Below are 14,781 nucleotides of genomic sequence, written 5' to 3'. Positions count from 1 at the left end.
TATTGAATGAATGCTAGTCAAATTCATTAATAATTTTATAAGATTTACTATTATTCTTTTCAAATTATAAAGAATGCATTATAAATTCATAAATAATACTTATTCAATAATAGGCAATAAAAAAAGTTATAAGTATATAAAAATACTTATAACTTTTTATTTAATCCCTTAAATTTTAAACTTATGTTTTCTAAATAAGATCTATATTGCTCATCATACTCTGGTATCTTAATCTCCATTTGATAATAGGTTGTTCCAGTTATCTTACTGCTAAACTCATTAAATTTGGCCTGGTTACTATATACTATTAAGGTCTTATTTACTGATCCACTAAGCATTTTTTTATAATCATCAATTTTGGTTAAATCTGTGAGTTTTATAACATCTATACCTAAATACTTCGTAAGATAATCTAAATCTTCATCTGTTGTATATACAGTATATCCACTTAGAACACTTACGGAATCTTTTACGTCTTTACTATCTTTATCTAGCTCAGATATCATCTCTTCATAATTTTCTTCATAGAAATCCCTATTTTTCGGGTCTTTATCCTGAATCGAACTTTTTATATTATAGAGCATAATCTTATATTCGTCAGGACTTAGCCAGTAGTAAGGATTTATTTTTATATCATACCCAGCTACGGTCTGAGATTTTATATAATTCAACGTTTTAGTGCCTCTAGAAAGATTAACAATTCCTACCTTTCCTTTTTTCAGTCCATCTATAAAGCCATTTATCCAAGGCTCAGAACTAGAGCCCATGTATAAAAGCAGGTCATATTTTGAAACATTATCTAAAGAATCATTTGTAAACTTAAAGTTTAGACTATCAAAATTATTATTAAACATGTATGTTACATTATGTTTATCTTTCACCAGTTGTTTAGTTGCAGAATAAATAAATTTATTTGTAGTTATTATGTTTAAATATGTATCCCTTTGTTCTACATCATCATTTATTGTATTGACTACCTTTGGCTTATAATATGTGCTTATAAATATGAAAAAAATTATATTGATACCTATCAATACAAAAGTGAACTTTTTCATATCAAATTTTTTCATTTCGCCACCTCACTTTTATCTATTCTTTATTTTATATCTAATCTAATATTAATTCAAACATTAATGTTACTTTCTTAATGACATTATTGTCAAATTATGATAAAATAATATTCGACATTTTTCTTAACGAGGTAAGCATTATGCAAGTTTCAATCGATACTATAATACCTGCTTTATCAATAACAGTATCTCTAGCGGAGAAGTCTGTTGAAAAGGTTGTAAGAGAAAACTTAAATGGGGTAACAATCCAAGACATCGTATTTGATGATTATACGTATCATTCAAAGCGAGCTGCGTATATTGCTTTAGAACTTGGAAATGCCTTGCAGCTAGATGAAGATACTTATAAAGATCTATATATGTGTTCATTGTTACATGACATAGGCTATGGAAATGTATTGTATAAAAATTATTCAGTGGATGAAGTAATTGGCATTCATTGTCTAGAAGGCTCAAATATAGTAAAACATATCCCAAAGATATGTTATCTTTCCGACGCAATACTTTATCATCACGAGCACTGGGATGGAAATGGAGTATTTCAAAAAAAAGAAACTGAGATACCTATAATTAGTCAGATACTTAGAATGAGTGACATAATAGACTCAGAGTACAATACCCACGCTCCATATTTTGAACAAAAAGATAAAATTAAAGGCTTAATTTTAGATAATGTTAACATGATTTTTTCACAGAATATCTACGAAGCCTTTCTTAAAATTAGTTCTGCTGATGAATTTTGGTTAAACCTTGAAAACAATAGATATCTAGATTTGGTCATAAATCACCTAATTCCACCTATAGACATAAAATTAAACATGCAAGAATTGATAAACATAGGTGAAATATTTGCTGATATGATCGATGCAAAAAGTGAATTTACTGCTAGACATTCACGTGGTATTGCTGAACTAGCATATATGGTTTCTAAGCATATTGGTTATGATGATGAAAAATGCTTAAAAATGAAACTTGCTGGGCTTTTTCACGATATTGGGAAGCTTGCTATACCATCAAAAATCTTAGACAAAAACGGTCCACTAGATGGGGATGAATTTTCAAGAATAAAGTCTCATGCTTATTTCACCAGGTTAATACTTGATTCAATGGATGGTATTGAGGAGATAAGTAATTGGGCCTCAAATCACCATGAAAAACTAAACGGAAACGGATATCCTAGAGGGATAGATGGAGATATGCTATCCGAAGAATGTAGAGTTATGGCAGTTTGTGATATATACCAGGCGCTTACTGAAGACAGGCCTTACCGTAAAGGAATGAATAAGGACATGGCATTTTGCATCCTTGATACCATGGTTGAAGATGGGTCAATATGTAAGATAGCAGTAGAAAATTTAAAAAATGCTCTTGGGTAATCGTTAGATTACCTTTTCTTTTTATAAATTATTGGTTAGAATAATAAAAGTAAAAGGTTTTATTCTCGAAAGGAGATTATTATGGAATTTATAATTAATTCTGTTGATAATACTATTGAGCTAGGAAGAAAAATAGGTTCTATGTGTAATCCTGGTGATATCTTTTGTCTTACTGGTGATTTAGGTACTGGTAAGACTCATATAACTAAAGGTATAGCCGAAGGGTTAAATGTTAAAGAACACATAACCAGCCCTACTTTTAATATTGTTAATGAGTATCATAGTGGCAGACTATCTTTGTTCCATTTTGATGTATATAGAGTGTCAGATCCTGATGAAATATATGAAATAGGCTTTGATGAGTATATATTTGGAAATGGAGTAAGTGTTATAGAATGGGCCAATTACATAGAAGAGCTTATACCAGATCAATTTGTTCACATAAAGCTCTCAAAGCTTCCTGAGAAGGAAGAGAATTTGAGAAAAGTAACAATAAAATATTTTGGAAATAGATATGATTATCTTAAGGAGTTAAGTATATGATAGTTCTTTCAATAGATTCATCTTCAAGCAGTGCTACTGTTGCTTTGGTTTCAAATAATTCGGTAGTAAGCGAAATAAATATCACGGATAAGAAACAGCATTCTGAAATACTAATGACTATGATTGATTCAGTACTAAAGCTTAGTAATTTAAATGTCAACGACATTGATGGGTATGTAGTTTCTAAAGGGCCTGGTTCTTTTACTGGACTTAGAATAGGCATGGCCACCATTAAAGGGCTGAGCTTTGGAGGTAAAAAACCCACAATATCCATTTCTAATTTAGATGGACTTGCATATAATGTAATTACTCATAACGGGATAATATGTCCGATCATGGATGCTTTAAGAGGAAACGTATATACTGCCTTATATAGAAATGTTTCAGGAAACTTAGAAAGATTGACCGATTACATGATTCTTTCCATTGATGAACTCATAAATAGATTTAGGGAAGAACCTGATTCTGTACTCTTTGTAGGAGACGGAACTGAGAAGCATCTTGAAACTTTAAAAATGGCTCTTACCAATGCGGTATTTTCACCTCCTCATCTTAATTATGCTAGAGCTTCTACTTTAGGATTATTAGGAATAAATCTACTTGAGCAAGGTATTTGTGATGAAAAAGATACAGCTCCATTTTACCTTAGAAAGTCACAGGCCGAAAGAGAATATGATAAAAAAATGGGGTTAGATTAATGAATATAAAAATAGAATCTATGGGAATAGACGATATTGATTCTGTGCTTAAAATTAGTAAACTTTCTTTTCCACACCCTTGGAGTCGTAGATCCTTTGAGCAGGAATTAGAAAACAGCTTTGCAACATATCTTGTGGCTAAACTTGATGACCAAGTAATAGGTTATGGTGGAATGTGGATAATAATTGATGAAGGCCATATAACTAATATAGCAATTCACCCTGATTATAGAAATCGAGGTGTTGGAGACAAGATATTACACAAGATGATAACCACATGTTCCGAAAAAAAAGTAATCGCTATGACTTTAGAAGTAAGAGTGTCAAACATAGCCGCTCAAAAACTTTATTCAAAATATGGTTTTGTCGAAGAAGGTATTAGAAAAAAATACTATGAAGATAATGGCGAAGACGCTCTACTTATGTGGAAAAGATGGTAATAAAAAATAGCTGAAGCGACTTTCTTCAGCTATTTTTTTGCACATCTGTCTTTCACAATGTATATGAGAAAGATTTGGCAGGCATATATTCTTCTTTTTTAATCTTATTCTACATAAATTCTTCTACAAACTTTTCTCCATCTATTGGAGCCCACTTTCTATCGACCATTACATTTCCAGCAGTTAGTACTGGGTGTAGATCATGGAACGTAGGTTTACCTTCTTCCTTATAAAGTATTCCTAAAGGTATTCCTCCATCTCCAAATTCCATAGCTTTAATTATTGCGGCGCCTTTATCACTTTGGTCATAGTTTTCATCTAAATAATAAACTCTGTCCTTATACCACTTAAAAGTATTTATTTTATTAAAACTTACACAAGGCTGCATTATATCAATTAGTGCATACCCCTTGTGATTTACAGCTGCCTTAATCATACTCTTTAAGTGTTCCTTATCTCCCGAAAAGCTTCTTGCAACAAAAGTAGCACCTGCTGCGATTGCTAAAGCTAGTGGATTTAAAGGTTCAGATATTACTCCTTCAAATTGCATAGAAGTTTTTTGTCCTCTTGCAGTTGTTGGAGAACCTTGTCCTTTTGTAAGTCCATATATTTGGTTATCATGAACTAATTGAACGAAATCTAGGTTTCTTCTTATATTGTGAACAAAGTGATTTCCACCTTCTCCATAAGCATCTCCATCACCTGAAGTAACTATTACTTTTAATTTTGGATTAACCATTTTTATAGCTTGTGCTGGAGGAAGTGCTCTACCATGAAGTCCATTAAATCCATTTGCTCTTATATAATGCGGAGTTTTCGCAGCTTGACCAATACCAGAAACCATCATGAGTTCTTCTGGTGAGATATTAAGTTCCGCTACAGCTTCCTTTATGCCATCAAGTATAGAAAAGTTTCCACACCCTGGACACCATGTATTTTCATCATTACTTTGATATAATTTTAACTCTAACATTTTCTAAACCTCCCCAGATAGTCTTGAAACTATTTCATCTGAAGTTATCTGACGTCCATCATATTTCAAAATACTATCATCCATCAATATTCCTGTCTCTTGTGTTATAAGTTTACCTAATTGACCTGTAAAGTTTTGCTCTACATTTATTACTTTTTTAGCTTTATTACTGTATTTTTTCAAAAGTTTTTCAGGTAAAGGATATATATCTCCAAAGGATAATGCTCCTACCTTAATTCCTGTATCGTTAAGTGCCTCAGCTGCTTCCTTTACAGCTCCGAAGGTTGATCCCCAACTTACTAAAAGTACATCTATATCTTCTCCACCAAAATAATCCGGCTCTTGTAGATCTTCTTTTATTAACAAGTCTAGTTTCCTCATTCTCTTTTCCATCTGAGCATTTCTTATATCAGCTTCTTCTGTTATATGTGAGTACTCAGTATGTTCATCACTATCCACTAGTACCACTTGACCTTTAACCTTACCAGGTATTAATCTTGGCGAAATTCCTGATTCAGTTATCTTATATCGCCTATATTCTTCATCTAATCCAGTTCCATCTGAGATATGTCTTTCAATTTTCAAATCTTCAAGCGCAAATCTAGGTATTGTTATATTAGAATCTGCAAGATATTGATCTGTTAATAGTATAACTAAAGTTTGATACTTATCTGCTATATTTAGTGCTCTAAAAGTTTGATAGAATGCATCTTCAGCATTTCTTACACTTAGAACCACTCTCGGAAATTCTCCTTGTGATGCAGTTAGTAGAAAACTTAAGTCACTTTGTTCTGTTCTAGTTGGGAGTCCTGTTGCAGGACCTGGTCTTTGTGAGTCAATTACTACTAATGGAGTTTCAGTTATTCCAGCTAAGCCAAACGCCTCAACCATTAATGCTACTCCACCACCAGAGGAACCAGTCATAGCTCTAGCCCCTGCATATGATGCTCCAATAGCCATATTTATTGCACTTATTTCATCTTCAGCCTGTTCAACAACTATACCAGCCTCCAATGATTTTTTTGAAAGATATGTCATTACACTTGTAGCCGGAGTCATAGGATATGCCGAATAGAAAGATAATCCACCAATTAATGCCCCTAGTCCAATTGCATCATTTCCGTTTATGATTAGGTGATTAGATAAGACTTTACCTGTAATAGTAAATCTCTCATCTACTAAATCTCTACCCTTTTTGAAGGCCTCTATATTTTTATTTCTTATAGGTTCAGCAAGCTTCTTAGCTATAAAATCTTCAAAATTACCTTTTATCCCAAAATGCTTCAAGATTGCTCCTGCCGCAACAAAAGTAAAAGCTTTTGATAATCCTACATCCTTAGCTGTCTTTAGTAATGGAAGTCTAACTAATCTCTTATCATCATACTGAATAGCTTCGTCAGCTATTATTATTCCATTTTCATTTAATTTATCCTTATGAATTTCTACTGTATCTCTATCTAATGCAAGTATCAAGTCCAATTTTGCATCATGAGAATATATCGGTTCATCTCCGAATCTTATTTGTGTAAAGTTATGTCCACCTCTTACTCTAGACATATAGTCTTTATTTGAGAAAACATAAAATCCACCTTTTTTCAGAGCTTTTTCAAGGAACACGCTAACTGTATCCATTCCTTGTCCAGCGCTTCCTCCAATTAGTATATTAAGTTTCAATTAAAACACCTCTCTTATAAAACAATCCTTTAATTCCGATTGTTTCCGTCTGATTTAATAATAGTCCTAATTTTATTATTTGTAAATAATAATTATCAATTAAAATTAATTATCAACCCTCTTCAAAAGGAAATACTTGCATTTTTCTTTAATTTGCTTACGTTATTAAATTATTACTTATTAATGCTTATTCGCTTATTCATCCATCTACTATACTAGCCAATATACTCCTCCATCTTTATAGCACACTCTAAAATCTATTCTAATCTACTTACTTAATATGACAGTATTTATACTTTCTTTTTTACATAAGAACAAAAATACCTTTAATACTATTATTGATATATAGCAAAAACTTAAGATTTCTTAAGAAATTTTTATAATTGCTGTAAATTCTACCTCCTACAATGAATTTATGATACTTAAAGGAGTGTAGACAATATGAAAAATGGATTTAAAAATGTCTTGGTATTTATCATTATAATTTGCGGACTTTTATCTTTAGTAAAATATATGTTAAACCTTAAGGAATTTATTTTAGGTTCAAGTACAAAGTCTCAATCAGTTAGCAGTAATAATAATTATAAAAACGATAATAATGATACAGATATAAATTCTCAACTCTTATTAGTAAATGAAGAACATGTTCTCGAAGAAACTTATATACCAAAAAATTTAACTATACCAAATATAAAATTCGCCTCTGGTGTAAGTAATGAAGAAAAGCATGTAGCAGGAATTATAGCGCAACCACTAGAGCAATTAGTTTCCGAAGCTAAAAAAGACGGAATAACATTGCTTGGCAACTCTGGATATAGGTCATATAAAACACAACAGAATACTTATAACAATCGAGTGTTATCAGAAGGAGAAAAGCTTGCAGATGCATACGTAGCTAGACCAGGTTATAGTGAACATCAAACAGGACTATGTATTGACATAACAAATCAAGGAAAATATTTTGCAAAAGGAACGAAAGAAGCAGATTGGCTCGCAAAGAATTGCTATAGATTTGGTTTTATTATAAGATATCCATATGGTAAGAAAAACATAACCGGTATAGAATATGAACCATGGCATATTAGATATGTTGGAAAAAATACTGCTAAATATATCTATGATAATAATATTACGTTAGAAGAATATTTAGACAAATAATTATAAAGTTGGAGAAGAAGATGAATAATAATATTCTTGTTGTTGATGATGAAAGAGAAATAAGAGATTTATTAGAAATAAACCTTTTAAATGAGGGATATACAGTATTTAAAGCAAGTTGTGGAGAAGAAGCATTAGAAATATTGGATAAAGAAGATATTCACCTAATGGTTTTAGATATAATGATGCCAAAAATGGATGGCTTAGAAGTATGTAGAAGAACAAGGGAAAAATATAATATCCCAATTCTTATGCTAAGTGCCAAAGCTGAAGATATGGATAAAATACAAGGAATTATGACTGGTGCAGACGACTATGTTTGTAAGCCATTTAATCATCTAGAACTTACAGTTAGGATAAGAGCATTATTTAGAAGAGCATATTTTTTAAATACAAGAAATCATTCTTCAGATGAGATTATAAGGATAGAGTCAATGTTAATAAATAAAAATAAGCATAAGGTTACCATTGATGATAAAGATATAGATCTTACAGCAAGAGAATTTGAAATTCTCTATTTATTAGCTACAAATAGAGGGAGAGTTTTTAGCGCCGAGGAAATTTTCCAAAGAGTATGGAAAGAAACATATTTCCAGTCTAATAATACGGTAATGGTGCATATGAGCAGAATTAGAGATAAGCTTGAGCAACATATGGAAGGTAATAAAATAATTCATACTATATGGGGAGTTGGTTATAAAATTGAAAAATAGAAGATTCTATAAACATTGGTTATTACCCTTAGTTGATATATTAATATCTGTACTATTTACTTATATTATTTATCTTATAATCAGAAAAATAGTAGTGTATTCATACAACAAAATCTATTATAATAATAATTCCGGATATCTTTGGAATATATGGGCTTTTATTAGATATAGAGCTTTGGGAAGTAATACCTCTGTGATTTTTGGTGCGCTTATTTTTATAACAATATATTTACTTATAACATATAGAAAAACGAAAAGCTTAGTTTCTATAATTAATGAAACTGAAACAATGGCAAATGGTGATTTAGATAGATCAATAGAAGTTGAGTCGGATGGTGATATAAAAAATTTAGTAGAAAATATAAATAATATTTCAAGACGACTAAAAGATATAACCATAGAAGAAAGAAGAGCACAGCAAACAAAAACTGATTTAATAACTAATGTTTCTCATGATTTAAGAACTCCTTTAACTTCAATAATCGGTTATTTAGAAATAATTGATAGGGATAAATATAAAGATGAGGTAGAACTTAGATATTACACTAATATAGCCTATGAAAAAGCCAAAGATTTAAACGTACTTATTAATGATTTGTTTGAACTCACTAAAATGCAAAATAATACTATCACCCTAGATAAGTCTGATATTAATTTAGTTGATCTATTAGGCCAAGTAGTTGCCTACTTTGAATACCAATTCAAGAATGCAAATATGAAGTCTAGGATTAACTTTTCAGAAGATAAGTTAACTGTAAATGCCGATGCAGGGAAATTAGTTAGGGCCTTTGAAAACTTATTATCCAATGCTCTTAAGTACGGGTATGATGGCCAGTATGTTGATATAACAACAAAAGTTGAAGAAAATATGGCAATAGTTCAAGTAATAAATTATGGTCAAGCAATATCAACAATAGATTTACCCTATATATTTGATAGATTTTATAGAGTAGAAAAATCGCGAAATAGCAAAATAGCTGGTTCTGGACTTGGACTAGCGATAACAAAAAATATTATAGAACTTCATCAAGGAAGTATTTCAGCTTATAGCGATGATGAAAGGACTATCTTTGAAGTTAAATTGCCAATCAAATAGACTAATCTTAACATAGCAAAAAAATAAAACAGGATGATATTTTTTTATCATTCTGTTTTATTTTATTTTATTTTATTTAAAATATTATTTTACTAATTAGTTATTTTCTTAGCATTTATAGTTGTTTCATTATATAAAATTGGTGATACTTTTTTATATAGGACTAAAGTAACTACAGATACCCCTACTCCCTTTATTAGATTAAAAGGAAGGATTATTGTTACAAGATAATTTATAATTTCTGGACTCAATACAGGTACAATTTTGTTGTACAATGGTAAGAATATATAATAGTTACCCAAAAGTCCAGCTATAGTCAATGCAATGGTTCCTAAAGATAATCCAAGTATAGCACCTTTTATAGTTCTATTTCTCTTATAAATAAAACCAGCTACAATTACCCATACTGCTCCTATTACAAAATTAGCAAATTCACCTATACCTGCAGTACTAGTGCCTTTTATCAGTACAACAAGAATATTTTTGATAAGTTCAACAGCAATCCCTGCTATTGGTCCTAAAGCAAAAGTTCCTAATAATGCTGGCAGATCACTAAAATCAATTTTTAGAAATGGTGCTGCTGGTAATATTGGAAATTCCAAAAACATTAATAAAAACGCAATAGTTCCTAGTAGTGCAATTTTAATTTGCACATTTAATTTTGATGTTGCTTGATTTGTTTGTTTCATAGTAAACCCTCCCAAAAGTTATATCCTCTGGGGCTCAAGACTAAAATTAACCTAAATAAACATAAAAAAACCCTGATGAAATAAAAGTCACCAGGGCTGAATAGACTAATTTTACTCTTTTACCTTCTTTCATCCAGACTCTACTGTCGGCTTCGGAATCTAACCGAATCATGCCTCTCGGCTCGCGGGCTTTACCGCCGGTGGGGAATCACGCCCCGCCCTGAAGATAATATTAATTTTTATATACTCATTATATAACCTTGTTTATATTTTGACAATATATTTTTTAAATATATTTCATGTATACATTTTCACTGATTCATATACTTTTATTAGTTCTATAACACGACTATGTAATACTAAAAATCGGTGCAACATTTCATTATTATCTATAATTAAAGCGTCGTCTATTTAAAAACAACGCTTTAATTATATAAATTACTTCTTATTATTTAATAACCATACTCTGTTTATTCTTTCTTCATTGATAAAGAAATTCTCTTTCTCTTCTCGTCAACTTCTAATATCCTCACCTCTACTACATCTCCTACTTTAACAACATCTAGCGGATGCTTTACAAATCTATCTGCCATTTGGCTTTTATGCACTAATCCATCTTGATGCACACCTATATCTACAAATGCACCAAAATCTGATACATTTCTAACAGTTCCCATAAGCGTCATGCCTGGCTTTAAGTCTTTTATATCTATTACTCCAGACTTGAATATTGGCTTAGGCAACTCCTCTCTAGGATCTCTGCCTGGTTTCTTTATTTCTTTTACTATATCCTTAAGAGTAGGTAATCCAACTGATAATTCTTCCACTAGTTCGACTAGGTTGAATTCTTTAAGCTTTTCATCTATATCTTTTAAATTACCACTTCTCAAATCATCATTGCTATATCCAAGTCTATTAATAAGCTTTCTTGCGACTTCATAGGATTCTGGATGAACTGAAGTATTATCTAATGGCTCTTTACTTTCCATAACCCTTAAGAAACCAGCACATTGTTCATATGCCTTTTGCCCTAATCTCTTAACTTTTAAAAGCTGCTTTCTACTTGTGAACTTCCCATTTTCCTCTCTAAAAGCTACAATATTATTTGCTATGGATGGATTTATACCTGATATATAACTTAACAATGCTGGAGTTGCTATATTCAAATCTACCCCTACATTATTAACACAATCCTCAACTATCCCAGTAAGAGATTCATCCAATTTCTTTTGAGTAACATCATGTTGATACTGACCTACCCCTATAGCTTTAGGATCAATCTTTACAAGCTCTGCTAATGGATCTTGTAATCTTCTACCTATAGATATAGCCCCTCTAACTGTAACGTCTAAATCAGGATATTCTTTAGCTGCAAGTTCAGAGGCAGAATATACTGATGCACCAGCTTCAGAAACTATAACATAAAACATCTCTTTCCCAGTTTCTTTCTTAACTTCTGCTATAAGTTTTGCTATTACTTCTTCTGATTCTCTAGATGCAGTACCGTTTCCTAAGGATATTACCTCTACGTTATATTTATAAATAAGCTCTTTCAAAACTTTTATCGTTCCAGCTACATCATTTCTAGGCACCGTTGGGAAAACAGTAGCTTTATCTAGAAACTTTCCCGTATCATCAAGAATAGCTATCTTGCAGCCAGTTCTAAAACCAGGATCATATCCCATAATAATCTTATTCTTTATCGGTGCTTGCATAAGTAAAGCTTTTAAATTAGCTTTAAATATATCGATGGCACCTTGCTCACCTATATCTGTAAGTTCACTTCTTATTTCTCTTTCTATTGAAGGAAATATTAATCTTTTAAAACTATCTTTCACTGAAAGTTCAATATACTTATCTGTAATGGAATTATTCTTTAAAGTTTTTCTCATCAAATAATTTAATATCTTTTCTTCATTTATTAAAATCTTAACTGATAAGAACTTTTCCTTCTCACCTCTATTTATTGCTAATATTCTATGTGATGGAATAGTCTTTACAGATTCTTTGTACTCATAATACATCTCATATGGTGATGACTCTGATGTATTTCCTTTAGTTTCAATTATCCCATCATTCTTTACTAAATCTCTTATCCATTTTCTATAGTCAGCATCATCAGATATTATTTCGCTAATTACATCCATTGCTCCTTGAAGAGCTTCATCTGCAGAAACAACCCCTTTATCTTCACTAACATACTTTCCAGCTTCATCTAATATATTCCCATTAAAATTGCCTTCTACTATAATCTCTGCAAGTGGTTTCAGCCCCTTTTCCACAGCTATAGTAGCCCTTGTTCTCTTTTTAGGTTTATACGGTCTATATATATCTTCAACCTCAGTTAAGGTATTTGAATTCATTATTTGACTTCTAAGTTCTTCAGTTAGTTTTCCTTGCTCCTCAATCAGCCTAATTACATCGTTTTTTCTATCTAAAAGATTTCTTAAATAGTTGAGTCTTTCAAAAAACTTTCTTAATATATCATCTGATAAGCCACCTGTTATTTCTTTTCTATATCTTGATATAAAAGGCACAGTGTTTCCTTCATCAAGCAGTTTTATTACATTCTCTACTTGCTCTATGCTTATATTAAGCTCCTTAGCCAAAGTTACATTGATGTTGTTCATATTTACCTCCCTAGTATGCGGTCTTATTTTATGAATGTACCAATTCGTATTAAACTTATATTTTTAAATTCTATCAATAAAAGCCGTGAGAGTTTTAAAAATAGATTTCGGTTAGAACTAGTACAGCTAACCAACATTCTTTAATTTTTAAAAAATGTATGGTTAATTTTTAATGTCTTTCTATATTATTTCAATATTTAAATTGAATATCCTTCTTTTTATTCTCATAGAATTAACTGATACTAATTTTAAGGAGCTTGATATGACAAGAAACTTAATATCACTAATGCTAACCATATGCATCCTATTATCCAACATCTCATTTATGTACTCTAATAAATTACAATATTTTGATTCAAATAGAGTTATTGAAAGCATAAGTTATTTATCCTCAGACACAATGAAAGGAAGATTGTCAGGAACATTAGGCAATAAACTGGCAGGAGAATACATAAAGAATTCTTTTATAAAGTACAAGCTTTCTCCACTAACCAAAGATTACTATGAGGCTTTTAATGCTACTACCCCAATAAAGATTGATGGTGTGCCTTTCCTTAGAGTATATAACAAAGAAAAAAATCTCATAAAAGATTATGAGTACGGAGCTGACTTCAAGGATAGTTTTCTAAATTATAGGACAAACCATATTACAGTAAATCCAAATGATGATTTTAGAATATACCCTTCAGCTATAGAAGTTGTTCAAGATAATAAAAGTTTTATTTTTATAGTATCCACAGATAATTTTAACTTTAGAAGCTCATTTATTTCCAAATCATCCTCTGAAATGTATATCTATATTAGTTCAAAGGTATATGATGATCTTCTAACCTATAATAAAAAAGGCTACACAATAGATTGCTCTATTCCTTACAAAGTTGAAGAAACAACACTTTATAATGTTGTAGGCGTAATTAAAGGTACGAATTCAAAATTACCGCCACTGATACTATCTTCACATTATGATCATTTAGGTGAAGATCTCTCTGGAAATATCTATAGAGGAGCTTTGGATAATGCTTCTGGAACATCATTTATGTTAGAATTATCTCGTGTTCTATCATCAATGCTTCCACCTGAAAGAGATATCATCTTTGTTTCTTTCAATGCAGAAGAATTGGGTTTATTGGGTTCAAAAGCATTTGTTGATAAAAATTACTCTCTACTTAAGAATGGTAATTCCATAAACTTTGATATGATTGGTGGATCAAAAAGTATTCCTATGACTATAATGACTGGGGAAAATTCTAATAGGAGTATTACATCTAGCAGTTTACAAGATTACTGTAAACTTAATAAGATTGATTTTAATACTGAGGCCAAAAATGCCTCTGATCATGCAAGTTTTAATAGTGCTGGAATTGATAGCATTACAATCTGCGATTCTGATTTATCAAAAATCCACACTACTAATGATACTTCTGATTTTATAGATAAGGCATCAATTGAAAGGGACTATAAAGCTTCTTGGAATCAAATTATAAAATATTGCTATAGTAATCAATACATTTTAAAAATTTATAATAAAGATTTCTATACAATTGGTTATTGCATTTCTTTGGTACTATTCTTATTGCTATTAATACCTAACAAAAATAGAATTAAAGTTGAATAGATTAAAGGCAAGTAATCATTAATGACTACTTGCCTTTAAAAGCATTGAATGTATAACCACTTAATTTCAACAATATTCTTAAACATAGACAAAAATATTGATAAGA

General features: G+C 30.8%; 13 protein-coding genes and 1 riboswitch. Of the genes, 8 read left to right on the top strand and 5 right to left on the bottom strand.

What is annotated here, in order from left to right:
* Positions 1 to 146 precede the first annotated feature (146 nt).
* Positions 147 to 1,070, bottom strand: coding sequence for a metal ABC transporter substrate-binding protein (locus tag OCU55_RS00870; protein ID WP_261850439.1), 924 nt, complete (start codon positions 1,068 to 1,070; stop codon positions 147 to 149).
* 140 nt (positions 1,071 to 1,210) lie between these two features.
* On the opposite strand from OCU55_RS00870, the gene OCU55_RS00865 reads away from it, so the two are divergent.
* The 4 genes from OCU55_RS00865 to rimI all read left to right on the top strand — a co-directional run bounded on the left by OCU55_RS00865 (position 1,211) and on the right by rimI (position 4,127).
* Positions 1,211 to 2,446, top strand: coding sequence for an HD-GYP domain-containing protein (locus OCU55_RS00865; protein WP_261850438.1), 1,236 nt, complete (start codon positions 1,211 to 1,213; stop codon positions 2,444 to 2,446).
* Between the two features lie 81 nt (positions 2,447 to 2,527).
* A complete protein-coding gene (tsaE, locus tag OCU55_RS00860; RefSeq protein WP_261850437.1) occupies positions 2,528 to 2,989 on the top strand; it encodes a tRNA (adenosine(37)-N6)-threonylcarbamoyltransferase complex ATPase subunit type 1 TsaE in 462 nt (153 codons plus the stop codon).
* Positions 2,986 to 3,687, top strand: a complete 702-nt coding sequence (tsaB, locus tag OCU55_RS00855; RefSeq protein ID WP_261850436.1) for a tRNA (adenosine(37)-N6)-threonylcarbamoyltransferase complex dimerization subunit type 1 TsaB — start codon at positions 2,986 to 2,988, stop codon at positions 3,685 to 3,687. The genes tsaE and tsaB overlap by 4 nt, the downstream gene beginning before the upstream one ends.
* Positions 3,687 to 4,127, top strand: coding sequence for a ribosomal protein S18-alanine N-acetyltransferase (gene rimI / locus OCU55_RS00850; protein WP_261850435.1), 441 nt, complete (start codon positions 3,687 to 3,689; stop codon positions 4,125 to 4,127). Before tsaB ends, rimI begins: the two co-directional genes overlap by 1 nt.
* Positions 4,128 to 4,236: 109 nt before the next feature.
* Here the strand turns inward: rimI and OCU55_RS00845 are convergent, their stop codons facing one another.
* Positions 4,237 to 5,100, bottom strand: coding sequence for a thiamine pyrophosphate-dependent enzyme (locus OCU55_RS00845; RefSeq protein ID WP_261850434.1), 864 nt, complete (start codon positions 5,098 to 5,100; stop codon positions 4,237 to 4,239).
* 3 nt (positions 5,101 to 5,103) lie between these two features.
* Positions 5,104 to 6,774: a 2-oxoacid:acceptor oxidoreductase subunit alpha gene (locus OCU55_RS00840; protein ID WP_261850433.1), complete on the bottom strand. Its 1,671-nt coding sequence runs from the start codon at positions 6,772 to 6,774 to the stop codon at positions 5,104 to 5,106.
* Positions 6,775 to 7,215: 441 nt separating this feature from the next.
* On the opposite strand from OCU55_RS00840, the gene OCU55_RS00835 reads away from it, so the two are divergent.
* Genes OCU55_RS00835 through OCU55_RS00825 form a run of 3 tightly spaced genes read left to right on the top strand, consistent with a single transcriptional unit; the run spans position 7,216 to position 9,741 of the window.
* The gene (locus OCU55_RS00835) at positions 7,216 to 7,932 is read left to right on the top strand and encodes a M15 family metallopeptidase (RefSeq protein ID WP_261850432.1); all 717 of its coding nucleotides are present in this window, start codon (positions 7,216 to 7,218) and stop codon (positions 7,930 to 7,932) included.
* Between the two features lie 20 nt (positions 7,933 to 7,952).
* Complete coding sequence (locus OCU55_RS00830) at positions 7,953 to 8,645, top strand: response regulator transcription factor (protein ID WP_261850431.1); 693 nt, start codon at positions 7,953 to 7,955, stop codon at positions 8,643 to 8,645.
* Positions 8,635 to 9,741, top strand: a complete 1,107-nt coding sequence (locus tag OCU55_RS00825; RefSeq protein WP_261850430.1) for a sensor histidine kinase — start codon at positions 8,635 to 8,637, stop codon at positions 9,739 to 9,741. Before OCU55_RS00830 ends, OCU55_RS00825 begins: the two co-directional genes overlap by 11 nt.
* Positions 9,742 to 9,833: 92 nt before the next feature.
* Here the strand turns inward: OCU55_RS00825 and OCU55_RS00820 are convergent, their stop codons facing one another.
* Entirely contained in the window at positions 9,834 to 10,430 is a 597-nt protein-coding gene (locus tag OCU55_RS00820) for an ECF transporter S component (protein ID WP_261850429.1), read from the bottom strand.
* Positions 10,431 to 10,547: 117 nt separating this feature from the next.
* Positions 10,548 to 10,662, bottom strand: a riboswitch (FMN riboswitch).
* A gap of 238 nt (positions 10,663 to 10,900) precedes the next feature.
* Positions 10,901 to 13,060 carry a Tex family protein gene (locus tag OCU55_RS00815; RefSeq protein WP_261850428.1) on the bottom strand — a complete coding sequence of 720 codons (2,160 nt, stop codon included), beginning with the start codon at positions 13,058 to 13,060 and terminating at the stop codon, positions 10,901 to 10,903.
* 262 nt (positions 13,061 to 13,322) lie between these two features.
* Between OCU55_RS00815 and OCU55_RS00810 the strand changes: the two genes are divergently transcribed.
* Entirely contained in the window at positions 13,323 to 14,675 is a 1,353-nt protein-coding gene (locus OCU55_RS00810; protein WP_261850427.1) for a M28 family metallopeptidase, read from the top strand.
* The last annotated feature ends 106 nt before the right edge of the window (positions 14,676 to 14,781 follow it).

The sequence above is a fragment of the Clostridium folliculivorans genome, from assembly GCF_024341905.1.
Classification (GTDB): Bacteria; Bacillota; Clostridia; order Clostridiales; family Clostridiaceae; genus Clostridium_AR; species Clostridium_AR folliculivorans.
This window is presented reverse-complemented; position numbering and strand designations above follow the sequence as displayed.